We start from the raw sequence: 23,509 nt of genomic DNA on the forward strand, positions 1-23,509 counted from the left end.
CTTCCGTTTATACTCGTCTTGGTTGTTGTCGAAACGTTTCTATCGTCATGTCCCACGTTCCCGCAAAAGGAGGAAGCACCATGCGATTCCCATCCCAGCCTTCGCCGTCCGCCCGCTGGCGGCTCGAGCGCGACGGCCTTGCCTTCACCTTCCACCCGACCGGCGACCTGTACGAGGCGACCGGCAGCGGCATGATGCTGAACCAGCTGCGCAGCCATCCGCTGGACGGCTCGCTGAACCAGCTGTACCTGCGCGTGCGCGGCCCGCAAGGAATCCGCTCCTGTCCGCTGATCGGCATCGCCTCGGACAGCCGGGTCGGCTGCGGGGAAGGCCGCGTCGTCTGGAGCGGCGAGGCGTTCGGCATCCGCTACGAGGCGGCCTTCCTGCTCGGATCGGGCGGCGTCTGGTTTTGGCGCGTGCGGCTCGACGCGGACGCGCCCGGCCTGGCCGCCGACGTCGTCTATGGCCAGGATATCGGCCTCGGGGCTCCGGCCGCCGTGCTCGGCAACGAAGCGTACAACGCCCACTACCTCGATCATTCGGCGTACGAGGATGAACGCCGCGGCTGGATCGTCTGCACCCGCCAAAACCAGCCCCAGGGCGGACGCTTTCCCTATCTGCAGCAAGGCTGCCTGACCGGATCGGTCTCGTTCGCGACCGACGGCTTCTCCTTTTTCGGCCGCTCGTTCAAGGATACGCATCGGCCGGAGGCGCTGGAGCGGGACCGGCTGCCCGGAGAGGTGCTGCAGTACGAATTCGCTTATACGGCGCTCCAGTCCCGCCCGGTCGATCCGGCCGGAGGCGCGGAGATCGCCTTTTACGGGCTGTTCCGGGACGACCATCCCGAGGCGGTGTCGGAGGCCGAGTACGGCGAGATCATCGAGCGGAGCTGGGCGGACATCGTCCGGACCTCCGATGAGCCGGTGCCGCTGCAGCCGGCTCCGCGACGGGCCGCCGATCTCGGCGAGCCGCTGCAGGCGCGCTCCCTGACCGAAGCGGAGATCGCCGAGAGGTACCCGGAGCGGATCGAGGAGGAGCGGCACGGAGACGAGCTTCAGGCCTTCTTCACCCCCGACTACGCGCATGTCGCGCTCAAGGCCAAGGAGCTGCGGCTCGACCGGCCGCACGGGCATATTCTGCTCAGCGGCGCGCCGGATCTGCCGGGAGCGGAAGTGCTCGCCACGACCGCCTATATGTACGGCGTCTTCCATTCGCAGGTCGTCGTAGGCAATACCAGCTTCAATAAGCTGATCGGCCATACGCGCAATGCGCTCAACGCGGCGCATGCGTCCGGCCTGCGCCTGTACGCCGAGCAGGACGGACGATTCCGCCTGCTGGCGATGCCGAGCCTGTTCGAGATGGGCTTCAACTACGCCCGCTGGGTGTATGCGCTGGACGGCGATACGATCGTCGTCACGAGCTGGACGGACGCGGACGCGCCCGGGACGACGCTGAGCGTCGCGTCGGCCGCCGGCCTTCCGCGGCGCTATCTGCTCTCCGCGCAGATCACGATGGCCGAGCGGGAGCTGGAGGCTCCGTATCGGCTGGAGGAACGGCCGGACGGCTCGCTGCGGTTCGCCCCCGGCGACGACTCGCCGATCCGCGCCGCATACCCGGAGCTTGCGTACCGGCTGACGACCGCCGGCGCCGCCGTCGAGCGCTTCGACGACCGCCGGCTGCTGCCTGAGCTGGAGCCCGGCGCATCGCCGCTGCTCGTGCTGCAGACCGGCGCCTCGGCCAGCTGGAGCGTGCGCATCGAAGGCCGGCTGGATGGCCTGCGCGAGCCCGCCGCCGCGGGACCGGATCTCGCGGCAGCGACGGCGCAGTACCGTTCCGGCATGGCCGAGCTGATGCGCGGCTTCCGCCTCGAGCATCCCGGCGGCGATCCGGCCGTCCGGCGGCTCGACGCGCTCGCCTGGTGGTACGTCCACAATATGCGCGTGCACTTCCTGTCTCCGCACGGCCTGGAGCAGTATGGAGGCGCCGCCTGGGGCACGCGCGACGTCTGCCAGGGACCGGCCGAGTTCTTCCTCGCGATGCAGCGCTGGGACGCGGTCCGCGGCATCCTGACGACCGTGTACGAGCATCAGTACGAGCAGAGCGGCGGCTGGCCGCAATGGTTCATGTTCGACCGCTACAGCCGCGTGCAGCAGCACGAGAGCCACGGGGACATCATCGTCTGGCCGCTCAAGCTGCTCGGCGACTACCTCGCCGCTACCGGCGACTTCGGGCTGCTGGACGAGGAGCTGCCGTACACCGACGAGGCGACGTTCGATTTTACGGATCGCCGCCGCCCGCTGCGCGAGCATGTCGAGCGCCAGCTCGACCATATCCGCGAGCGCTTCCTGCCCGGCACGATGCTGTCGGCCTACGGAGACGGCGACTGGGACGATACGCTGCAGCCGGCCCGGCCGGAGCTGCGCGCCTCGATGGCGAGCAGCTGGACCGTCGCCCTGACCTATCAGGCGATGCGCACGCTCGGCCAAGCGCTCGCCTCGGAGCCGCGGCACGCCTCCCTGTCGGAGGAGCTGCTCCGCCTTGCGGACGGCATCCGCCGCGACTTCGCCGCCTACATGGAGCCGGACGGCGTCGTGCCCGGCTTCCTCGATCTGGCCGATCCCGCCCGTCCGGCCAAGCTGCTTCATCCGGACGACGTCCGGACCGGCATCCGCTACCGGCTGCTGCCGATGACGCGCAGCATGATCGCCGAGCTGCTTACCCCCGAGCAGGCCGAGGCGCATCGCGGCCTGATCCAGCGGGAGCTGCGCTTTCCCGACGGCGTCCGCCTCATGAACCGGCCCGCGACCTATGAGGGCGGGGTCAGCGTGCGCTTCAAGCGTGCGGAGCAGGCGGCCAACTTCGGCCGCGAGATCGGGCTGCAATACGTGCATGCGCATATCCGCTATATTGAAGCGATGGCCAAGCTCGGCGAGGCCGAGGAAGCGTGGCAGGCGCTGCAGGTCATCAGTCCGGTCGGCATTCAGGCGACGGTTCCGAACGCCGCGCCGCGTCAGAGCAACGCCTACTTCAGCAGCTCGGACGGCGACTTCGCCACCCGCCGCGAGGCGGCGGAGCGGTTCGAGGAGCTGCGCAGCGGAGAGGCCCCCGTCAAGGGCGGCTGGCGCATCTATTCGAGCGGCCCCGGCATCTACTTGAACCAGCTCGTCTCCAGCGTGCTCGGCATCCGCGCGGCCGCCGGCCGGATCGTGCTCGATCCCGCCCTGCCCGCTTCGCTCGGGTGCCTCGCCGTCCGCTTCGAGCTGGCCGGCCGGCCGGTCCGCATCGTCTACCGCCTGAGCGGCTCCCCGGTGTCCCGCATCACGGTCAACGGACGCGAGGCCGCCTTCTCCCGCCTGTCCCATCCGTACCGGAGCGGCGGCGCGGAGCTGCGCCTGGACGAGCTGGAGCCGCTTTGGACCGACGAGTCCGGGCAGCTGCAGGAGCTTCTCGTCTACGCCTGAGCCCGCCGCCGCAGCCGTACGAGATCAGCGATGGAAAGTTGTGGTATAGTGAACAAAAAGCCTTCCACGGGAGGAATCGCGGTGGTCAGCATCAAGGATATTGCCCGGAAGGCCGGCGTGTCGATCTCGACCGTCTCTTACGCGCTGAACGGCAATCCCAAGGTAACTCCCGAAACGAGCGCCCGCATCCTGGCGATCGCCAAGGAAATGAACTACATTCCCAATGCGGCGGCCCGCCAGCTCAAGAAGCAGGAGTCGAGGATCATCGGCGCGTTCCTGACCGACTTCACGGGAGCGTTCTACGGCGACCTGCTGCAAGGCATGAAGGAAGTGCTCAACCGCAAGGGCTACGACCTGATCGTCTGCAGCGGCCTGCAGTCGCATCGGCTGCTGCCGGAGCGGATGATCGACGGGGCGATCATCCTCGACTCCACGTTCTCCGACGAGGAGCTGCTCGACTACGCGGACCGCGGCCACCGGCTCGTCGTGCTCGACCGCGAGCTGAGCCACCCTGCCGTCAACCAGGTGCTGCTCGACAACAAAGCCGGCGCCAACCTGGCGATGGACTACCTGATCGAGACCGGCCATCGCCGCCTGTACGTCGTCTCCGGCCCTTCCGACAGCTTCGACTCGCGCCAGCGGATGAGCGCCGTGCGCCAGACGCTGAGCCGCCATCCCGAGCTGGACGCCGTCGTGCTCGAGGGCGACTTCAATCAGGGCTCGGGCGAGGCGGCCGGCCGCCTCATCCTGGAGCAGTGGCAAGGACCGGCCGGCGTCTTTTGCCTGAACGACGAGATGGCGATCGGCCTGTTCAACGCCGTCGCCGCGTCGGACTCCGGCATCCGCGTCGGCGAGGAGCTGTCGATCGTCGGCTTCGACAACATCGCCCTCACCCGCTACATCCAGCCCCGCCTGGCGACGATCGAGTACTCCAAGTACCGCTGGGGCGCGATGGCGTCCGAGCAGCTGCTGCGGATGATCGCCGGCGAGGAGGTCGAGCACGAGCGGATCTACGTCTCGCTCGTCGAGAGCGAGTCGGTCCAGGACCGGCGCTGAGCGCCGGACCTGCTTTTCCTGCTCGCCGATCAGGGCGCAGTCGGACCGATCGCCTACCGGCGCGCAGCCTGACCCATAGCGGCTCTCCCGCGGCCCAGCGCCGCGCGGAGAGCCGCTATTTCCTTTTTTTCTCCTGCCGGGAAAAAGATGGATAGCCGCTCCGCATCTGGATCACCCTAATTCCTTCCATCCACTACGACAGAAATCAGGTGATGCGATGACGACATCTCCTACAGCAGCCGAGCACCCGGAAGCGGACCGCCTCGGCCGCTCTCTTGAAGCGAACGCGGAGCGCGTCCGCGAAGATTCGGCTCCAGCCCGGATCTGATTGCCCGGGACTTCCAGGTGAAACTGGACGGCGGAGCGCTCGTGCCCGGCAAGCTCTGGTATATAGACGGCATTTCCAATCCCGCCTCGATGCTGCAGGCGCTCTTCGCCTCCGGCGGCGACAACGGCTCGTCCTGCGGCAGCACGGAGGAGTGGCTCGAGCTGTGCCGCTCCCGCATGCTGCCGGAAGGCGCGATCCACTCGGTGGAGCGCCTCTCGGAAACGTTCGCCATGCTGCTGGACGGCCATACGGTCGTCATGGCGGAAGGGACCTGCTCCGCTCTCGCCGTCGGCACCAAAGAGGTGAAGGCGCGCTCGATCGAGGAGCCGAACGTGCAGTCGGTCGTGCGCGGTCCGCGGGAAGGCTTCACCGAGGTGCTGAGCTGGAATATCGCCATGCTGAGGCGGAAGATCGCGAATCCCGACCTGCGCTTCGAGCCGATGAAGCTCGGGAACGTGACCAACACGGCGGTCACGGTCGCCTATGTCCGAGGCATCGTCTCGCCGGAGGTGCTCGCGGAGGTGAGGAAACGGATGGCGGGCATCGAGCTGGACGGCATCCTGGAGAGCAACTATCGAGGAGTTCATCCAGGACCGCATCTACACGCCGTTCCCGACGATGTTCAACTCGGAGCGGCCGGATGTCGTCGCCGCCGGCCTGCTGGAGGGACGGGTGGCGATCCTCGTCGACGGCACGCCGTTCGCGCTGCTCGCGCCGGCGCTGTTCGTCCAGTTCTTCCAGTCCAGCGAGGACTACTACCAGCGCTCGGACTTCAGCACGCTGATCCGCTTGCTCCGGTTCCTCGCCTTCGTGCTCGCCACGCCCACGCCGTCGTTCTACATCGCCATCACGACATTCCATCAGGAGATGCTGCCGACGACGCTGCTGTACAATCTGGCGAGCCAGCGAGAGGGCGTCCCGTTCCCGGCGTTCATCGAGGCGCTGCTCATGGAAGTGACGTTCGAGATCCTGCGCGAGGCGAGCGTGCGGATGCCCAAGACGATCGGCCAGTCCATCTCCATCGTCGGCACGCTCGTCGTCGGCCAGGCGGCGGTGGACGCCGGGCTTGTCAGCGCCGCCATGGTCATAGTCGTCTCCATCACCGCGATCGCCAACTTCGTCCTCCCGGCGTTCAACATGGGCATCGCCGCCCGCATCATCCGGTTCGGCCTCATGATTCTCGCGGCGTCGTTCGGACTGTACGGCATGTTCATCGGCATCATCGGGCTGGTGCTCCATCTGTGCAGCCTCCGCTCGTTCGGCGTCCCTTACATGGCGCCGCTCGCTCCGTACCAAGCGGAAGACCAGAAGGACACGCTGTTCCGGGTGCCGCTCCCGCGCATGCGCGACCGTCCCCGCAGCCTCAAGCCGCAAAAGCTCCGGAGGCAGCGTTGAACGGCCGTCGCCCGGCCGCGCGCCTGCTGCTTGCGCGGCTCCTGGGCTCGCTGCTGGGCGCGGCGCTGCTCGCCTCGGCGGCCGGCTGCTGGAGCCGCCATGAGCTCAACGGCATCAGCATCGTCGTCGGCATGGTCGTCGTCGCTGAGATGTCTTATCCGGACACGGTGTTCGTGCAGGATTTCCTGTCCAAGAACTGGACGGCGTTCGCCTCGATCTTCCTTCTTTACGTCCCCCTGCTCCTTTATGTCGTCCTGCGCTTCCGCGGGCGCGGCAAAAAGCAGCCGGCCCCGTCGTCGTGACGGAGCCGGCTGCTTCACGTTTATTTTCACATTTTAGCTAATTATAATTTATATTCCAACTAATTATGAATCAAGTTAAGTCATTTAAATAACGTAAAAATTAAAATTTCTTTTTCCAACAGCCCATCGCGGCCGATCTTCTTATCACAATCGGTAAGCAAATAACGAAGCTTGATACTGTCTGTAGAATCAGACGAATTATCCGTACGGATACCTTTGCAAATGGCTGTCTCTTTTTTGATTCTATTGGATCCTGATTGGGGATGGAAAACATATTTATATACGATTTCGTTTTTTTGTGTCGATAAAACGGCTTTATCGGCTGACCCTTCATCGTCTATGTAAAGAAATCGGATTTCTTTTGCCTTGCCCGTTTGAAAATCTGTCATCCACTGGTCCAATTGATCTACATTGGTAGCGCCAGTCGGCCCCTCCACTACCTCCCCATTTGAACTCGCCTCTCCCTTTGGATTTGAACTGCACCCTGTTAATAAGCAGATGAGAAACAGTAAAAAATAAAGTCGACGCATGAACACCACCCCTGAATAACAGTATATGGGAGAAATATTAGATGAGGGTTCTCCCCGAAACCTTCGTAGAGATATTGCTAATCCTTCAAAAGAAGATGCCAAGGTTATTGTACCAGGTACTAATTATTAGGTGTTAGTTACCAGAATTCTAAAAGGTGAAACTGCTCAGATAATTAACATTGTCGTAAACGGTGGAACTTATAAAGCTGTATCTAAACCAAAGAGAGCAACATTAGTTAAAGACGAAATTTATGACCGAAGCTAGTCTTTTAAGCATTATAGAAGACCATAAAAAAAACGATCAAGCAAAGAAGGGTCCATTAAAGGACCCTTCTCTGCGTTTTCTCTCCAAAGACTCCGCCCTAGCGGTTCAGCAGGCTGCCGACGTACCGCAGCAGCTCGTTGGCGCTGGCGGGCGTGTAGCCATGCTCGTCGACGAGGCGCTTGGTCACCTCGTTCATGCGCTTGAGCTGGTTCTCGTCCGGCGTCTTCGTCGACGTCGTGATCTTGACGATGTCCTTGAGATCGGCGAACAGCTTCTTCTCGACCGCCTCGCGCAGCCGCTCGTGGCTCGTGTAGTCGAACTTGCGCCCTTTGCGCGAGTAGGACGAGATGCGGATGAGGATCTCCTCGCGGAACGCTTTTTTGGCATTTTCAGAGACGCCGATCTGCTCCTCGATGGAGCGCATGAGCCGCTCGTCGGGATCGAGCGCCTCGCCCGTGAGCGGGTCCTTGATCTTGGACCAGTTGCAGTACGCCTCGATGTTGTCGAGATAGTTCTCGAACAGCGTGCGCGCCGACTCCTCGAACGAATAGACGAACGCCTTCTGCACCTCGTTCTTGGCCAGCTGGTCGTATTCCTTGCGCGCCGCCGAGATGAAGTTTAAGTAACGCTCGCGCTCCTCCTTGGTGATCGAAGGATGCTGGTCGAGCCCGTCCTTGAGCGCCCGCAGCACGTCGAGCGCATTGATATGGTCCATCTCGCCCTTGATGAGGGCGCTGGAGATGCGGTTGATGACATAGCGGGGATCGATGCCCGACATGCCTTCTTCAAGGAACTCGTTCTGCATTTCCTTGAGGTCGGCGTCCTTGTAGCCCTCGACCTCCTCGCCGTCGTACATGCGCATCTTCTTGACGAGGTCCATGCCCTGCTTCTTGGACTCCTTGAGCCGGGTCAGGATCGAGAAGATGGCCGCCGTGCGCAGCGCGTGCGGCGCGATGTGCACATGGCGCAGATCGCTCTGGGCGATCAGCTTGCCGTAGATCTTCTCCTCCTCCGACACCCTCAGGTTGTACGGGATCGGCATGACGATCATCCTCGACTGCAGCGCCTCGTTCTTCTTGTTGGAGATGAACGACTTGTACTCGGACTCGTTCGTGTGCGCGACGATCAGCTCGTCGGCCGAGATGAGCGCGAACCGGCCGGCCTTGAACTGGCCTTCCTGCGTCAGCGACAGCAGGTTCCAGAGGAACTTCTCGTCGCACTTGAGCATTTCCTGGAACTCCATCAGGCCGCGGTTGGCCTTGTTGAGCTCGCCGTCGAACCGGTAGGCGCGCGGATCGGACTCCGAGCCGTACTCCGTGATCGTCGAGAAGTCGATGCTGCCGGTCAGGTCGGCGATGTCCTGCGACTTCGGATCCGACGGGCTGAACGTGCCGATGCCGACCCGGTTGTCCTCCGACAGGAACACCCGCTCGATCTGCACGTTCTCGATGTCGTTCTCGAACTCGCTCTTCAGCCGCAGCTGGCAGTGCGGGCACAGGTTGCCCTCGATGCGCACGCCGAGCTCCTTCTCCAGCTCCGGCCGCAGCTCATGCGGGATCAGGTGGAGCGGATCCTCGTGCATCGGGCAGCCCTTGATCGCGTAGACCGCTCCCTGGTCCGTGCGCGAGAACTTCTCCAGCCCTTTCTTGAGCATCGTGACGATCGTCGACTTGCCGCCGCTGACCGGACCCATGAGCAGGAGGATCCGCTTGCGCACGTCCAGCCGCCGCGCCGCCGAGTGGAAATATTCCTCCATCAGCTTCTCGACCGCCCGGTCGAGGCCGAAAATCTCCTGCTCGAAGAACTTGTAGCTCTTCTGTCCGTGCTTCTCCTCGATGCCGTGCGACTTGATCATCTCGTACACCCGCGCATGCGCCGTCATCGCCGGAGCCGGATCGTTCCGCAGCAGCTCGATGTACTCTTTGAACGTCCCCGTCCAGGCGAGCCGCTCGCCCTCCGACTTGTATTCCGCGATCCGTTTGAAAATATCCATGCTGCGCCTCCTCCCATTCCTTCCGCGTCAAGACCCTCGCCGTCCGCTTCGCCCAGGCTGTATCTCTGCTTCCCACTCCTGAATAGCATCGTATTCGAAGTATTAAAGCCTATGCGGAGGAGAGCGATAACTTGACCGGAAATTTGGAGTCGGACAAGATTTGCCAGACCTCCGGCGATCTCCTATAATGGACGGAATGAGAACGCCTGTGCCGGTGGCGCGGCGGGCAGCGGGGAGGCCGAAAAGGCATGGCGGTGAAGGAGGAAGCGGAGCTGTACGGGCCGGTGAAGGCCTATCTGGAGGCGCGGGGCTACGAGGTCAAGGGCGAGGTGCTGAGCTGCGACCTGGTGGCGGTCCGGCCGGACGGCGACACCGTGATCGTAGAGATGAAAAAGACGTTCACGCTCGCGCTGCTGCTGCAGGGCGTCCAGCGGCTGCCCATCGCGGACAAGGTGCTGCTCGCCGTCGAGCGCAACCGCTCCCGCAAGGGCGCGGTCAACCAGCGCTTCGGCGAGCTGGCGGAGCTGTGCCGCATGCTCGGGCTCGGGCTCATGACGATCACCTTCTACAAGACCAAGTCTCCGGTGCTGGAGCTGCTCTGCGAGCCCGGCGACGCCCCGCTGCGCGGCAGGCGGCCTTCGCGGGAGCGGCGGCTGCTGCAGGAGTTCCGCGAGCGCAGCGGCGACTACAACGTCGGCGGCAGCGGGCGCGTCCGGGGCAGCCGGATCATGACCGCCTACCGCGAAAAAGCGCTCCGCCTCGCCTGGGCTCTCCAGGCGCACGGAGCGCTGTCGCCGGCCCGCGCGCGCGAGCTGACCGGCGTCGCCAAGTCCGGCGAGTTCCTGCGGGCGAACTACTATGGCTGGTTCGCCAAGGTGGAGCGCGGCGTCTACCGGCTGCTGCCCGCCGGCGAGGCCGCCCTCGCGGAGCATGCCGCCGTCATCGACGGCTGGCAGCTTCAGCCGGGCGCGGCGGCGGCCGAAGAGGGCGAGCCGCATTAAGGCGCGTGCTCACGCCTTGCGCCCGGGCTATGAGGCGAGGCGTTTCCTCGCCCAGCCCCGATCGGGCTCGCTCGCGCCGGCCGCGATCAGGCGAGGGGGCTCCTCGCCTGATCGCGGGCCGCTCAGCTCCGCGCCGTGAACTCGCGCATCGCCCCGGCGAGCCCGCTCAGCGCCAGCGCCAGCTGCGCGCCGCTCGCGGCTCCGGCGGCGAGCCGCGCCGCGCCGGAGTCCGGCGCCTCTGCGAAGCCCGCGCCGGCGACCCCGATGCGCAGCCCGCGCAGCCGGGCCGCGCGCTGCAGGGCGCGCGCGTCCAGCCCCTCGGGCAGCAGCAGCTCCACCGCCGCGCCGCGCGGATCTCGCCGCCAGCGCAGCCCGGCCGGCATGGAGGCGGCGCCCAGCGCCTCCTCCAGCTCCCGCAGCGCCGCTTCGCACGCCGCTGCCGCCGCGGCGCGGCGCGGCTCCAGCTCGCCCAGGCCGAGCAGCTCCTCCAGCACGAGCAGCTCCCATCCGCTCGCCGCGCCGGCGCGCCGCTGCTGCTCGCGCACCCGCCGCAGCAGCTCCGGCGGCCCGCTCGCCCAGGCCGCGCCGAGACCCGGCGCGCCGCTCGCGAGCGAGCCGACGGCGATGCGCCGAGCGGACGGCCCGAGAGCCGCTCGCCGCCCGCCCTTCCCTTCCGCATCCATCGGCGCCCGCCAAGACCAGGCGCTGTCCGGCCTCAGCTCGACCTGCCAGTCGTCCGCCCCGTCCTCTTCCGCAAGGTGCCGCTCGTCGCTCAACTTCAGCCGCCCGCTCTCCCTGCCTGGCCCCTGCTCCCCGCGCTCCCGCTCTACGCGCGTGCTTCCCCTATCTTGCTGTTCCGGCTCTATTCCCTCCCAATCCGCTTCGTTCCGTCTCGGCTGGCGCCTCTCTGCGCCGGGCTCCTTGCTCTCCCGACCCGCTTCGCCCCGCTCCCGGTCCGCCGGCCGGAGCCTGCCGCATCCCGGTCCCAGCGCCCTCCGGATCAGCTCCAGCGCGGCTTGCGGGCTCGAGGCGACAACGATGCCCTCGCCCGGCCGCGCCGTCTCCTCGGCGCCGAGCCCCTGCTGCAACAGCGCGGCCAGCCGCCGTCCGGCCTCCTCGCCTGCGGACGGCTCCTCCCGCGCCAGCGTCCGCCTCGCTGCCTCAAGCACTTCGCTGTCCGAATACAGGCGCAGCGCTTCCCCCGGCCGATCCAGCGCCACGATGCCTCTTTCCTTCGCCACGGCTCATCCGCCTCCTCCTTCTTCGCCCGATCCCATCCGCGCCAAAAAAACGTCTCCGAAGCATATATGCTTCGGAGACGTTCCTTAGAACCGCTTATTTCTTCGCCATGCTGGTCCACTTGGACTCGATGTTCTTCAGCAGGCCAGCCTTGTCGACCTTGCCGGCGACATACGCCTGCATCTCCGCTCCCACTTCCTGCGGCAGCCCTTCCGGCATCTGATTGAAGTACCAGCCGGACGTCTTGTTGTCCTTGGAGTACGCCATGATGTCGGTCGCGATCGCGCCGAGCACCTTCTCGTCGGTCACCTCGATCGACTTGAGCGCCGGGATGAACTTGAATTCCTCGACGATGTAGCGCTTGCCCGTCTCGGAGGTCGCCAGCCAGGCGAGGAACTCCTTGGCCGCTTCCTTGTTCTTGGAGTTCTTGTTGACCGCCCAGTTGTTCGGCACGCCGACCATGATGTTGCCGCTCTTCTCGCTGTCGTCGATCGGCATCGGCAGCACGCCGATGTTCATGTCCGGGGTGATGCCGTCGATCTGCACCTGCGTCCAGTTGCCCTGCTGCATCATCGCCGTCTTGCCGCTGGCGAACAGCGTCACCTGCGTGTTGTAGTCGGTCGTCAGCGGGTTCTTGTTGCTGTACTTCATCGTCAGGTCGAACAGGTCGAACCACTTCTCGACGACCGGGTTGCCGGCGAGGCCGCCCTTGCCCTCGTTGAGGCCCTGGATCAGCGCCGCAGGATCGTCCTGGTCGGCGAGCGCTACGTTGAACAGGTGGTTGCCGAGCACCCACCACTCCTGATAGCCGTTGGAGAACGGCGTGATGCCAGCGTCCTGCAGCTTCTTGGCAGCCGCGTCAAGCTCCGTGAGCGTCTTCGGCAGCTCGGTGATGCCCGCCTGTTCGAACAGGTCCTTGTTGTAGATGTAGCCGTAGCCCTCGATGCCGATCGGCATGCCGTACATCTTGCCGTCGCGGCTGATCGGCTCCTTCGCCGTATCGAGCACGTCGCTCACCCAAGGCTGGTCGGACAGGTCCTCCATCTTGTCGATCCACGTCGTCAGCTCGGCGTTGCCGCCGTTGTTGAAGATATCCGGCTCCTGGCCGGAGGCGAACTTCGCCTTCAGGCCCGCGCCGTAGTCCGCGCCTCCACCCATCGTCTCGATGTTCAGCGTGACGTTCGGATGCTCCTTTTCGTAGTCCGCTTTCAGGCGGTTCATCGCATCGGCGATCTCGACTTTATATTGGAAGATATTGAGCGTGACCTTCTCGCCGCTGCCGGAGTCCGTGCCGGAGCCGGCGTTCGTCGCCGTATTCGCCGGAGCTTCGTTGCCGCCGGAGCCGCTGTTGCCGGAAGTGCTGCAGCCAGCCGCCAGGCTGAGCGCCAGGCCTGCGGACAAGATGGTGACCATCGATTTTTTCATTCGGTTTTCCTCCTTGGATAATGACCCTCGTTCTGATCTTGCAAGCGCTTAACCTTTATCGAACTATCGTTCTCCTGGGCTTCCCCTCGGAACAATCTCAGTATACCTTCCGCCATGCAAACGCTACCACCGAGGATGTTGAACAAAAAGGGGGAAAATATTGATGCCGGATATCCGGATCAATATTTTCCCCCTGCGGGTTGACACGCTTACTTGGCGAAGTTGCTCCATTTGTTCTGGATGTTCGTCAGCATCTGTTCCTTGCTCGACTTGCCGGCGACATACGCCTGCATTTCAGCGCCGACTTCCTGCGGCAGCCCTTCCGGCATCTGGTTGAAGTACCAGCCGGATGTCTTGCCGTCCTGGGAGAAGGTCATGATCTCGTTCGCGATCGCGCCGAGCACCTTCTCGTCGGTCACCTCGACCGACTTCAGCGCCGGGATGAACTTGAACTCCTCGACGGTGTAGCGCTTGCCCGTCTCGCTCGTCGCGAGCCAGTTGAGGAAGTCCTTGGCGGCTTCCTTGTTTTTGGAATTCTTGTTGACGACCCAGTAGTTCGGCACGCCGACGAAGATGTTGCCGCTCTTCTCGCTGTCGTTGATCGGCATCGGCAGGATGCCGACGTTCATGTCCGGCGTGATGCCGTCGATCTGCACCTGCGTCCAGTTGCCTTGCTGCATCATCGCCGCCTTGCCGCTCGCGAACAGCGTCACTTGCGTGTTGTAGTCCGTCGTCAGCGGGTTCTTGTTGCTGTTCTGGATCATGAGGTCGAACAGGTTGAACCATTCGCCCACGACCTTGTTGCTCGCCAGATCGCCCTTCTGCTCGTTCATCGACTGGATGAACGCGGCCGGGTCGTCCTGGTTCGCCAGCGCGACGTTGAACGTGTGGTTGCCGAGGATCCACCATTCCTGATAGCCGTTCGCGAATGGCGTGATGTTCGCCGCCTTGAGCTTCTCGACGGCCGCCTTCAGCTCCGTGAGCGTCTTCGGAGGCGTATCGATGCCCGCTTGCGCGAACAGGTCCTTGTTGTACAGCAGGCCGTAGCCTTCGATGCCCATCGGCAGGCCGTAGTTCTTGCCGTCGCGCGTGATGCCTTCCTTGGCCGTGTCGATGACGTCGGACTGCCAAGCCTCGCCGCTCAGGTCCTCCAGCTTGTCCATCCACGTCGTCAGGTCGGCATTGCCGCCGTTGTTGAAGATATCCGGCTCCTGGCCGGAGGCGAATTTCGCCTTCAGGCCCGCGCCGTAGTCCGCGCCGCCGCCCATCGTCTCGATGTTCAGCGTGACGTTCGGATTCTCCTTCTCGTAGTCCGCCTTCAGGCGGTTCATCGCGTCGGCGATCTCTACCTTGAACTGGAAGACGTTCAGCGTCACTTTCTCGCCGCTGCCCGCGTTTCCTCCGTTCGTGGCCGCCTCGTTGCCGGCGCCTCCGTTGTTGGACGTGCTGCAGCCGGCCAGCATGGCGATGGCTACGCCCGCGGATACCGCGGCCATCAAGCTCTTTTTCATCTTGTACAGTCCCCTTTCCTATCCTTGCTCCCCTTAGTATGCCAATGATTCCGCATCGGATGCGGGAGCATCTCTGCTTTATATCTCAAATTATAAGGGTTTCGCGCAAACGTTGGCACTGACGATATTGCGGCAAAAGGGGGAGGATATTGACCTCGCGCAAGCGCGGATCAACATCCTCCCCCTCGGGGAAGCGTCTCTTGAAAGGGGCTTTATTCGCCGATCAGCCCTTCACCGAGCCGGCCGTAATGCCCTCGATGATATGGCGCTGCAGCGTCAGGAAGAAGATCAGGATCGGCAGCACGCCCATGACGAGGCCTGCGAGCGCCAGGTCCCATTGCTTCGTATACTGGCCGAAGAACGAATACGTGGACAGCGGGATCGTCCGGTTCGCTTCGCCGAGAATCAGGTTCGGCAGCAGGAAGTCGTTCCAGATCCACAGGCTGTTCAGAATGATGATCGTCGCCGTCATCGGCTTGAGCAGCGGGAAGACGATCCGCCAGAAGACGCCGTAAGGCGTGCAGCCGTCGACCGTCGCCGACTCCTCGATCTCAAGCGGAATCGACTTGACGAAGCCATGGTAGAGGAAGATCGTGAGCGACGAGCCGAAGCCCATGTAGCACACCCACAGCCCCCAGATGCTGTTCGTCAGGCCGAACGACGCCGTCACCTTCATGAGCGGAATCATGATCGACTGGAACGGGATGACCATCGCCGCGACGAACACCATGAACAGGATGTTGTTGTACTTGGACGGATGGCGGACCATCCGGTAGGCGCACATCGAGCAGATGATCGCCAGGCCGATGATGCTCGTCAGCGTGATGAGGAACGAGTTGGCGAACGACGCCGGGAAGTTCATGATGTCCCAGGCCCGGGTGAAGTTGTCGAACGTCCACGGATTCGGCAGCGCGGCCGAGTCGAGCAGGATGTCCGCGTACTTCTTCAGCGAGTTGCTGACGAGGAAGTAGAACGGCACGAGGAAGATCAGCGCGACGAGCACCGCAAGGATTTCCAGGACGAGCGTCGACCAGCGATAGCGGCTGTTTTCCATCAGACCTGCACCTCCTTGCGTTTCGTCGCCCATACCTGCACGGACGAGATGAGCGCGACGACGATGAAGAAGATCAGCGCTTTGGCCGTGCCGAGGCCGTAGTTGTTGTTCTGGAACGCTTCGTTGTAGATGTTGAGCGCCACGGACTGGGTCGAGTTGTACGGTCCGCCCTTGGTCAGCGACAGGATGATGTCGAACGACTTGAACGACCAGCTGAGCGCGAGGAACAGCGAGATCGTCACGGCCGGCATGATGAGCGGCACCGTGATGTGGCGCAGCCGCTGCCAGGCGGTCGCTCCATCGATCGACGCCGCCTCGATCAGCTCGCGCGGCACGTTGATGAGCGCCGAGATGTAGATGACCATCAGATAGCCGGCCGTGCTCCAGATCGTCACGATGACGATGCCCCAGAAGGCGGTCGTCTCGTCGCCGAGCCACGGCAGGTTGAACAGCGCCCAGCCGGTCTTCTCGCCGACGGCCGCGAAGCCTTTGACGAAGATGAACTGCCAGATGAAGCCGAGCAGCAAGCCGCCGATGACGTTCGGCATGAAGAAGATCGTGCGGAGCACGTTCCGGGACTTGAGAGGCTGCACGAGCAGCAGCGCCAGCAGGAAGCCGACGAGGTTGGAGAGGATGACGGCCGCCACCGTGAACCGGGCCGTGAAGGCGAAGGAATTCAGGAATGTCTGGTCGCTGAAGATGTTGATGAAGTTGCTGAAGCCGATGAACTCGGCATTGTCGGACACGCCGTTCCACTCGAAGAACGAGTAGTACATGCCCATAAAGAAGGGAAGCGCAACAATGATCGCGAACGCGAGCGTGACCGGGCCCGTGAAGACGATCTGTTGGATCCATGATTTGGACCATCCGTTGCTTTTCATCCCGTATCTCCCCTTTCGCTTGAATCGTAGTCAGTTTGGCCTGCGTAATGTCGAACTATGCCTGCCGCTGGCCTCATTATTCTCAAGTATAAGCGCGGGAGGAAGACGCTCCCACCGAGGATGATGACCGGAAAGGTGTAAAATATTGATGCGCATGGCGCTTGCCGCTATAATCGAACGATAGCCCTTCCTGACCGGAAGGCATGTCAAAGGAGCGCACCGGCGGTGAAATTCTACTGGCTGAGGCGCAGCATCCGGACCAAGCTGGCCGTCTTCCTGCTGCTGGCGATCGGGATTCCGATGCTCGTCTCCATTACGATTACCAATACGCGGACGGCCCGCTTCGTCGAAGAGGACACGATCCGGCAGAACTCCAACCTGCTCTATCAGGGCAAGACGAATCTGGACAACTATTTCCGGTCCTTTTTCCAGACCTCGCTCGCGCCTTATTCCGATACGACCTTGTACCGCACGCTCGAGACCGGACGAAGCGACTATCTGACCGACAACCAGATTTTCGTCAGCCTGCAGCTCATGTCGTCGTCGGTCAAGGAGATCTATCAGGTCTACCTTCATTCCCCGCTCGCGGAGCGCGGCTACTTGTACTCCAAAGGCCAATACAAGCGGATGGAGCAGATCGTCAACGCTCCCGGCACGTCGCTGCCGGAAGGCGTCCCCTATTCGATCCGGCCGCTGCACATGAGCAGCAACTACAACATCAGCGCGGCGCCGCCGTTTCTGTCGAAGCCTGTCATCACCGTCATCCGGCCGATCCTGCAAATTCCGAGCGACAAGCAGATCGGCACGCTTGCGCTCGACATCACGACCGAGATGATCGTATCGATCTGCGACCAGCTGTATCAGCGGGGCGAGGGCGAGGAAGTATACCTGCTCGATCCGGACGGCGTCATCATCTACGGTCCCGACACCGACCGGTTCGGACTCAAGCTCGATGCCGACTGGTCGCGCGAGCTGCTCGGGCAGGCGTCCAAGCCGCTGCCGGACGGAGCTGCGGACGGGGCGCGCTCGACGAGGCTCGGCAGCGGCGAGCAGGAGGCCGTCTTCATCTACGAGCAGATCGAAGCGGGAGACAAGATGTGGACGCTCGTCAAGCGCATCCCCGACCACGTGCTGATGCGGGCGACGAACCAGGTCACGCAGGTGAATACCGGCGTGCTGATCGGCTCGCTGCTGATCGTCGCCGCCGCCGCGCTGTTCATCTCGTTCTGGATCACCCGGCCGATCAAGCGGCTGACCGGCTACGTCAGCCAGATCCAGTCCGGCCAGCTCCATACCGACATCCATCTCGGGCAGGCCGACGAGATCGGCCAGCTCGCCCGGCGCTTCCGCATGATGATGGAGACGATCAACAATCTCGTGCTGCGCGAGTACAAGCTGGAGCTGGCCAACAAGACGAACCAGCTCAAGGCGCTGCAGGCGCAGGTGCATCCGCATTTCCTGTACAACGCGCTGCAGTCGATCGGCACGACCGCCCTCAAGCGCGGGGTGCCCGACCTGTACAAGCTCATCATGCAGCTCGGCAAGATGATGCGCTATTCCATGAATACGGCGGAGGAATTTGTCGCTATTTCCCAGGAAATCGACCATGCCCGCTCCTACCTGGAGCTGCAGCGGCATCGCTTCGACGACAAGCTCACCTATGAGATCGCGATGGACGGCGACGTCGGCCAAGCCATGCTGCCGCGCATGGTCATCCAGCCGATCGTCGAAAATGTATTCAAGCATGCCTTCGATCCATCGGGCGGTGAAGTCCACGTCTCGATCCGCTGCTTCCGCGAGGACGGCTGGATCAAGATCGAGATCGCCGACAACGGCCCCGGCGTGAAGCCGGACCGGCTGCAGGCGCTGCGCGCGAGCCTGCGCCGCGTCGACGAGGACAGCGCCTCGGTCGGCGAGCATATCGGACTTGCCAATGTCGCGGCCCGGCTCGCCCTCCACTGCGGCTCGACTTCCTCGATGAAGCTCGATTCCGGGCTGGAGCCGCTCGGCGGATTCTCCGTCACGCTCGTCATTCCCGATCAACCTACATCCCAGACTAGCGAGGTGTCCCCATGAACGTATTGATCGTCGATGACGAAAGCCACGCGCGCGAGGCGGCGAAGCTGCTCGTCGACTGGCACGGACTCGGGTTCCAGCGCGTGCTCGAGGCCGACAACGGCGAGGCCGCCAAGATGCTCATGGACGAGCATGGCCCGATCCTTATCCTGACCGATATCCACATGCCGATTACGAACGGCCTCCGCTTCATGGAGTGGATCAGCACCCATCACCCGGATGCCAAGGTGATCGCCATCAGCGGCTACAACGACTTCGACTACGTCCGCAAGACGATGAAGTACGGCGGCCGGGACTATATCCTGAAGCCGATCGACCCCGATCAGCTGAACGAGGCGGTGCATCGGGCGCTCGAGGAGCATCGGGCCGAGACGAAGGAAAAGCAGCGCCAGGTGGAGAGCGGCATCGCGCTGAACCAGTACAAGCCCGTTTATTGGAGCCATCTGTTCGGCCGCCTGCTGGCCGGCTCCCAGGAGGCCGAAGCGGCCGCCGTCCAGCTGAAGGCCGAGTTCTCCGGCTTTCCCGATCAGGCTCCGATGCAGGCGGTGCTGCTCAGCCTGTATCCGATCCCGGACAAGCTGCTGCGCCGCTTCCGCGGAGACCGGGAGCTGCTCGATTTTGCGATCGTCAACGTGCTGAACGACCTCCTGCGGACGGAATGGCGCTGCGGCTACGCATTCCGCAGCTCCGACACGCCCGATGAGCTGGTCGCCCTGTTCTGGGATGGCTTCGACCGGCTCGAAGAGCGCGTCCGCCAGCTCATGGAGGCGGTGTCGATGACGCTCAAGGCGGAGCTTCATGCCGGCATCGGCAGCAAGGAAGAACGGGCTTCCGCCGCCTGGCAGTCGGTCAAGGAAGCCCGGAGCTCGCTTTCCCAGCGCAACCTGCTTGCCCCGGAGCAGCGCATCCATCGCAGCGGCCCCCCTGCGTCAAGCGCCGCGCTGCCGAACCTGTCGGCGATCGGCGACGCGCTGCGGCTGTCGATCCAAGTGCGCAACGCCGCCGAGGCGACAGCCTCGCTCGGCCAGTGGTTCCGCCTCGTCCGCAGCCACGGCGTCGTCACGCCGGCTCACGTCCGTGCCTGGGAAACGCAGATGAGCGTCATGCGCAGCCGCATTGAGCAGGAGTACGGGATCGAGACGCTGCGCGATCACGAGCTTCCCGTCGTGTTCAGCGACCAGGGCCGGCTGCTGCTCGACGAGACCGAGAAGGAATGGCGCCTGCTTCTGCTCGACTGGATCGACGCGCTGCTGCGGAGCATCCGGCAGGAACGCAGCATCATCGACGAGATGAGCTCGTATATCTCTTCGCACCTGGAGGAAGACTTGAGCTTGCAGGCGCTCGCCTCCCGCTTCTTTCTCAGCCGCGAGCACGTGAGCCGCCGCTTCAAGCAGGAGACGGGGCAGACGCTGAGCGATTATGTGGAGAGCATGCGCATGGACAAGGCCCGCAAGCTGCTCTCCTCGCCGGAGCTGCGCGTAGGCGACGTCGCCGTTCAGGTCGGCTATGCCGACGAAAAATACTTCAGCAAAGTCTTCAAGAAGCATGCCGGCTTGTCGCCGGGACAATATCGCCAACGCTCATGACACATTCTGTTCACAATTTGAATCGTTTTCTTTTATTCTCCAGTTGGGTATAATGAAGACAATTCGTACGGAGGTGCTACATATGTCCTTACCGTTTATCGTAGTCGTGCTGGTTTCGCTGCTCTTCCTGACGGCGATGCTCACCGCGGCGTACAACGACGACAAGACCAAAGGCCTGTAAGAGGCTCGGCACGACGATGCGGCGAGATGGCGATACGGCTTTCTTCTCCCTCTAGCGGCGAATCTCGTATCGGGCCAAAAAAGATAAGCCCCGTACGCGAGCTTATCCTCCTTTCTTTTTGCAGCAAAGGCCAGACGTTCCGGGTTTCTCCGGTCCGCCTGGCCTTTTTCTTTGCGCGATCGAAGCAGGCACCGCCTCAGCGGCGCAGCTGCACCATTTGTCCCATGCATTCCGCGCACAGGAACCTCTCCTTGAACTCCCGAACCTCTTCCATCGATCCGCAAAAGACGCAGCGGGGACGATAGCGCTCCAGGATGATGTGATCCCCTTGCACGAGGATTTCAACGGGATCGCCTTCGTTCATTTGATAGCGTTTGCGCAGCGACTTGGGCAGGACGATCCGTCCCAGCTGATCGACCTTGCGCACGACTCCGGCCGGTTTCATCGGTTGTATTCGCTCCTTATGTCTGAAAATCTAGTCACAACCAACCCTCGGCGAACCTTGGTCTCAGGGCTATTGGATGTCTATTCCCTCTTGTTGTTCGCTTTGCGCGATCGGATTCCTTCCTGAATCGCCTTATTTCTTAATATAGTCCAACTCCTGGCAAAATGGACTTCCGCTGGATGACGGGACGAGAGACATGCTTCCGCCGCGATCAAGCCATACCGGGAAACCCGTTCTGGCGCAACGCTTCGAACAGAATGACGGCTGCGGAATTGGACAGATTCATCGATCTGACCTCGCCTGTCATCGGCATGCGAATCGCCGATTCGCGGTTGGCCTCGATCAGCTCCGGCGGCAAGCCCTTCGTCTCCTTGCCAAAAACGAGCAGGTCACCGTCGCGATATGCGACCGTGTCATAGCGACGGCTCGCCTTGGTCGAGGCATAGAAAAAGCGGCCGTGCGGAAACCGCTCCTGAACCTCCTGGAACGAATCGTAATAAGCCACGCGGACGGCGTGCCAGTAGTCCAGGCCGGCACGCTTCAGCGTCCGGTCGTCCGTCTGGAAGCCGAGCGGCCGGACGAGATGCAGATGGGCGCCGGTCGCGGCGCAGGTGCGCGCGATGTTGCCGGTATTCGCCGGAATCTCCGGTTCGACAAGAACAATATGGAAAGCCATTGCCTTCAAGACATCCTTTCGTTGACGCTTTTACATTCCTTTTACGCGCCATTGATTCCTCTCTAAAGGTCGCGCTTTATGCTGGTTCAAAGAACCTGGAAAAGGAGACCGACCAAGGTGACGAAAAAAAAAGTTCTCATTGTCGACGACGAGCCTTCCATCTCCATGCTTCTGGAATTCAATCTCAATCTTGCCGGCTACGAAGTCCGCTCCGTCCATGACGGCTTGGCCGTGTTCGATACGCTCAAGCCGTTCCGGCCCGATCTGATCGTGCTCGATCTGATGCTTCCCAAGATGGACGGCATCGAGGTATGCCGCGAGCTGCGGCGGCGAGGCAACGCCGTCCCGATCGTCATGCTGACGGCGATGCAGGACGTCACCGATCGCATCGCCGGACTCGACAACGGCGCGGACGATTACATGACCAAGCCGTTCAGCCCGCAGGAGCTGATCTCCCGCATCCAGGCCGTCCTGCGCCGCGTGCAGGCGCAGCCCGGGCAGATGGAAGAGATCAACTACGATATCGGCCCGCTGCACGTCGATCTGGGCCGCCGCGAGGTGCACTTGAACGGATCGGCCATCGAGCTGACGCCCAAGGAGTTCGAGCTGCTCGCCTTCCTCTGCCGGCATCGGGGCAAGGTGCTGAGCCGCCAGCAGCTGCTCCAGGGCGTATGGGACTATCATTTTCTCGGGGACACGCGCATCGTCGACGTGCATATCAGCCATCTGCGGGACAAGATCGAGCGCAGCGCCCGTTCCCCGGAATTCATTATGACCGTACGGAATGTCGGATACAAGCTCGCCGGCCCCGGACCGCATGATCGGAAGAGCGCGCTGGCCTAGCTCGATGAGGGCGGCTCTTCGATATCCCGATCAAGCGGCAGTCTTCCGCTGGGGGGGACCCGCACAAAAGGCAGCAGCGCCCTTGCCGGCAAGTCCGGCAAGGGCGCTGCTGCTTCAGGCAAGCTGTGCATGCTTTGCTCAGCCGTTTTGGCGCTGGAACTCGGCCATGAACTCGGCGAGCGCCTGGCAGCTCTCCAGCGGCACCGCGTTGTAGGTCGATGCCCGCAAGCCGCCGACGTCGCGGTGACCTTTGAGGCCGACGAATCCAGCCTGCTCCGACTCCTGGATGAACTTCTTCTCCAGCTCTTCGCTCGTCAAGCGGAACGTGACGTTCATGAGCGAGCGGCTGCCGGACTCCGCTACGCCGCGGTAAAAGCCGCCGCTGCCGTCGATCGCGCTGTAAATGAGGCCCGTCTTCTCGCGGTTGAGGCGGTCGATCCCTTCCAGGCCGCCCTTGTCGCGGATCCATTCCAGCACGAGGCCGACCATGTAGACCGCGAAGGATGGAGGCGTATTGTAGAGCGACTTGGACTTGGCATGCGTATCGTAGCGCAGCATCGTCGGCACGCCGGGCCGGCTTGCCTCGAGCAGGTCGTCGCGGACGATGACGAGCGTGACGCCCGATGGACCGAGGTTCTTCTGCGCGCCGGCATAGATCATGCCGAACGAAGGGATGTCGAGCGGGCGCGACATGATGTCGCTCGACATGTCCGCGATGAGCGGCACCGCTCCCGTATTCGGGAAGGAAGCGAGCTGCGTGCCTTCGATCGTCTCGTTGGACGTCAGATGCAGGTAAGCCGCATTGTCCGGCAGCTCCACGGCCGCGAGATCCGGCATGCGGGTGAAGCGGGCGTCTTCGGAAGAGGCGACGACGCGCGTCTCTCCGATCAGCTTGGCTTCCTTGATCGCCTTTTTGGCCCAGCTGCCGCTGTTCACGTAAGCGGCCGTCTTGCCGTCCGCGAGCAGGTTCATCGGCACCATCGCGAACTGCGTGCTGGCCCCGCCCTGGAGCAGCATGACGCTGTAGCCGTCCGGCACGCCGAGGAGCTCGCGCACGAGGCGCTCCGTGTTGTCGTTGACGCCCTCGAATGCCTTGCTGCGATGGGACATCTCCATGATGGACATGCCCGCACCCTTGTAATCGACGAACTCCTCCTGGGCCTGCCGCAGCACTTCAAGCGGCAGCGCGGCCGGTCCGGCATTGAAATTGTAGGCTCTCTTCGTCACGCTCTCGCACCCCTGTCTCTGTCGCTGGAACGAA

The 23,509-nt window shown here is 63.0% G+C and carries 17 protein-coding genes and 1 pseudogene; 8 read left to right on the plus strand and 10 right to left on the minus strand.

The annotated features are described in order from the left end of the window. Positions 1 to 80: 80 nt before the first annotated feature. From HGI30_RS17440 to HGI30_RS17455, 4 genes and pseudogenes are all read left to right on the plus strand, one after another. Complete coding sequence (locus HGI30_RS17440; RefSeq protein ID WP_168908719.1) at positions 81 to 3,461, plus strand: GH36-type glycosyl hydrolase domain-containing protein; 3,381 nt, start codon at positions 81 to 83, stop codon at positions 3,459 to 3,461. Positions 3,462 to 3,542: 81 nt separating this feature from the next. Next, positions 3,543 to 4,517 (plus strand): LacI family DNA-binding transcriptional regulator, encoded by a 975-nt coding sequence (locus HGI30_RS17445; protein WP_168908720.1) that lies wholly within the window; start codon positions 3,543 to 3,545, stop codon positions 4,515 to 4,517. A 217-nt stretch (positions 4,518 to 4,734) separates the two neighbouring features. Beyond that, positions 4,735 to 6,240: pseudogene (locus HGI30_RS17450) on the plus strand (spore germination protein). Beyond that, complete coding sequence (locus HGI30_RS17455) at positions 6,237 to 6,542, plus strand: hypothetical protein (RefSeq protein ID WP_168908721.1); 306 nt, start codon at positions 6,237 to 6,239, stop codon at positions 6,540 to 6,542. Before HGI30_RS17450 ends, HGI30_RS17455 begins: the two are co-directional and overlap by 4 nt. Before the next feature lie 80 nt (positions 6,543 to 6,622). On the opposite strand, the gene HGI30_RS17460 is transcribed toward HGI30_RS17455, so the two are convergent. Together HGI30_RS17460 and HGI30_RS17465 are read right to left on the minus strand one after the other, a co-directional pair. Continuing rightward, complete coding sequence (locus HGI30_RS17460) at positions 6,623 to 7,072, minus strand: hypothetical protein (RefSeq protein WP_168908722.1); 450 nt, start codon at positions 7,070 to 7,072, stop codon at positions 6,623 to 6,625. Between the two features lie 362 nt (positions 7,073 to 7,434). After that, on the minus strand, positions 7,435 to 9,330 hold the full coding sequence (locus HGI30_RS17465) for a PrkA family serine protein kinase (RefSeq protein ID WP_168908723.1): 1,896 nt from the start codon (positions 9,328 to 9,330) through the stop codon (positions 7,435 to 7,437). 248 nt (positions 9,331 to 9,578) lie between these two features. Here HGI30_RS17465 and HGI30_RS17470 point away from each other — a divergent pair, with 248 nt between their 5' ends. Then, positions 9,579 to 10,331, plus strand: a complete 753-nt coding sequence (locus HGI30_RS17470; protein WP_168908724.1) for a DUF2161 family putative PD-(D/E)XK-type phosphodiesterase — start codon at positions 9,579 to 9,581, stop codon at positions 10,329 to 10,331. A 122-nt stretch (positions 10,332 to 10,453) separates the two neighbouring features. Here the strand turns inward: HGI30_RS17470 and HGI30_RS17475 are convergent, their stop codons facing one another. The 5 genes from HGI30_RS17475 to HGI30_RS17495 all read right to left on the minus strand — a co-directional run bounded on the left by HGI30_RS17475 (position 10,454) and on the right by HGI30_RS17495 (position 16,441). Beyond that, a complete protein-coding gene (locus HGI30_RS17475; protein ID WP_168908725.1) occupies positions 10,454 to 11,572 on the minus strand; it encodes a hypothetical protein in 1,119 nt (372 codons plus the stop codon). 94 nt (positions 11,573 to 11,666) lie between these two features. After that, positions 11,667 to 12,995, minus strand: a complete 1,329-nt coding sequence (locus HGI30_RS17480; protein WP_168908726.1) for an ABC transporter substrate-binding protein — start codon at positions 12,993 to 12,995, stop codon at positions 11,667 to 11,669. A 209-nt stretch (positions 12,996 to 13,204) separates the two neighbouring features. Continuing rightward, positions 13,205 to 14,506, minus strand: coding sequence for an ABC transporter substrate-binding protein (locus HGI30_RS17485; protein WP_168908727.1), 1,302 nt, complete (start codon positions 14,504 to 14,506; stop codon positions 13,205 to 13,207). A 223-nt stretch (positions 14,507 to 14,729) separates the two neighbouring features. Then, on the minus strand, positions 14,730 to 15,560 hold the full coding sequence (locus HGI30_RS17490) for a carbohydrate ABC transporter permease (protein ID WP_168908728.1): 831 nt from the start codon (positions 15,558 to 15,560) through the stop codon (positions 14,730 to 14,732). Continuing rightward, a complete protein-coding gene (locus HGI30_RS17495) occupies positions 15,560 to 16,441 on the minus strand; it encodes a carbohydrate ABC transporter permease (protein ID WP_168908729.1) in 882 nt (293 codons plus the stop codon). The genes HGI30_RS17490 and HGI30_RS17495 overlap by 1 nt, the downstream gene beginning before the upstream one ends. 225 nt (positions 16,442 to 16,666) lie before the next feature. On the opposite strand from HGI30_RS17495, the gene HGI30_RS17500 reads away from it, so the two are divergent. Further along, entirely contained in the window at positions 16,667 to 18,517 is a 1,851-nt protein-coding gene (locus tag HGI30_RS17500; protein ID WP_168908730.1) for a cache domain-containing sensor histidine kinase, read from the plus strand. Then, on the plus strand, positions 18,514 to 20,103 hold the full coding sequence (locus HGI30_RS17505) for a response regulator (protein ID WP_168908731.1): 1,590 nt from the start codon (positions 18,514 to 18,516) through the stop codon (positions 20,101 to 20,103). Before HGI30_RS17500 ends, HGI30_RS17505 begins: the two co-directional genes overlap by 4 nt. Positions 20,104 to 20,480: 377 nt before the next feature. Here the strand turns inward: HGI30_RS17505 and HGI30_RS17510 are convergent, their stop codons facing one another. Next, positions 20,481 to 20,729: an AbrB/MazE/SpoVT family DNA-binding domain-containing protein gene (locus HGI30_RS17510; protein WP_168908732.1), complete on the minus strand. Its 249-nt coding sequence runs from the start codon at positions 20,727 to 20,729 to the stop codon at positions 20,481 to 20,483. A gap of 211 nt (positions 20,730 to 20,940) precedes the next feature. After that, positions 20,941 to 21,405, minus strand: a complete 465-nt coding sequence (trmL, locus tag HGI30_RS17515; RefSeq protein WP_168908733.1) for a tRNA (uridine(34)/cytosine(34)/5-carboxymethylaminomethyluridine(34)-2'-O)-methyltransferase TrmL — start codon at positions 21,403 to 21,405, stop codon at positions 20,941 to 20,943. Between the two features lie 117 nt (positions 21,406 to 21,522). Here trmL and HGI30_RS17520 point away from each other — a divergent pair, with 117 nt between their 5' ends. Continuing rightward, positions 21,523 to 22,248: a response regulator transcription factor gene (locus HGI30_RS17520; protein WP_328805152.1), complete on the plus strand. Its 726-nt coding sequence runs from the start codon at positions 21,523 to 21,525 to the stop codon at positions 22,246 to 22,248. A gap of 138 nt (positions 22,249 to 22,386) precedes the next feature. Here the strand turns inward: HGI30_RS17520 and serC are convergent, their stop codons facing one another. Further along, complete coding sequence (gene serC / locus HGI30_RS17525; protein ID WP_168908735.1) at positions 22,387 to 23,475, minus strand: 3-phosphoserine/phosphohydroxythreonine transaminase; 1,089 nt, start codon at positions 23,473 to 23,475, stop codon at positions 22,387 to 22,389. Positions 23,476 to 23,509: the final 34 nt, after the last annotated feature.

Source organism: Paenibacillus albicereus, assembly GCF_012676905.1.
GTDB lineage: Bacteria > Bacillota > Bacilli > Paenibacillales > Paenibacillaceae > Paenibacillus_O > Paenibacillus_O albicereus.

What these genes read in the sequence shown, in the direction of transcription:
- HGI30_RS17470 (WP_168908724.1), top strand. Translation starts at nt 9,579, where the DNA reads ATGGCGGTGAAGGAGGAAGCGGAGCTGTACGGGCCGGTGAAGGCCTAT.
- HGI30_RS17510 (WP_168908732.1), bottom strand. Translation starts at nt 20,729, where the DNA reads ATGAAACCGGCCGGAGTCGTGCGCAAGGTCGATCAGCTGGGACGGATC.
- HGI30_RS17440 (WP_168908719.1), top strand. Translation starts at nt 81, where the DNA reads ATGCGATTCCCATCCCAGCCTTCGCCGTCCGCCCGCTGGCGGCTCGAG.
- HGI30_RS17460 (WP_168908722.1), bottom strand. Translation starts at nt 7,072, where the DNA reads ATGCGTCGACTTTATTTTTTACTGTTTCTCATCTGCTTATTAACAGGG.
- HGI30_RS17505 (WP_168908731.1), top strand. Translation starts at nt 18,514, where the DNA reads ATGAACGTATTGATCGTCGATGACGAAAGCCACGCGCGCGAGGCGGCG.
- HGI30_RS17495 (WP_168908729.1), bottom strand. Translation starts at nt 16,441, where the DNA reads ATGAAAAGCAACGGATGGTCCAAATCATGGATCCAACAGATCGTCTTC.
- HGI30_RS17480 (WP_168908726.1), bottom strand. Translation starts at nt 12,995, where the DNA reads ATGAAAAAATCGATGGTCACCATCTTGTCCGCAGGCCTGGCGCTCAGC.
- trmL (WP_168908733.1), bottom strand. Translation starts at nt 21,405, where the DNA reads ATGGCTTTCCATATTGTTCTTGTCGAACCGGAGATTCCGGCGAATACC.
- HGI30_RS17465 (WP_168908723.1), bottom strand. Translation starts at nt 9,330, where the DNA reads ATGGATATTTTCAAACGGATCGCGGAATACAAGTCGGAGGGCGAGCGG.
- HGI30_RS17490 (WP_168908728.1), bottom strand. Translation starts at nt 15,560, where the DNA reads ATGGAAAACAGCCGCTATCGCTGGTCGACGCTCGTCCTGGAAATCCTT.
- HGI30_RS17485 (WP_168908727.1), bottom strand. Translation starts at nt 14,506, where the DNA reads ATGAAAAAGAGCTTGATGGCCGCGGTATCCGCGGGCGTAGCCATCGCC.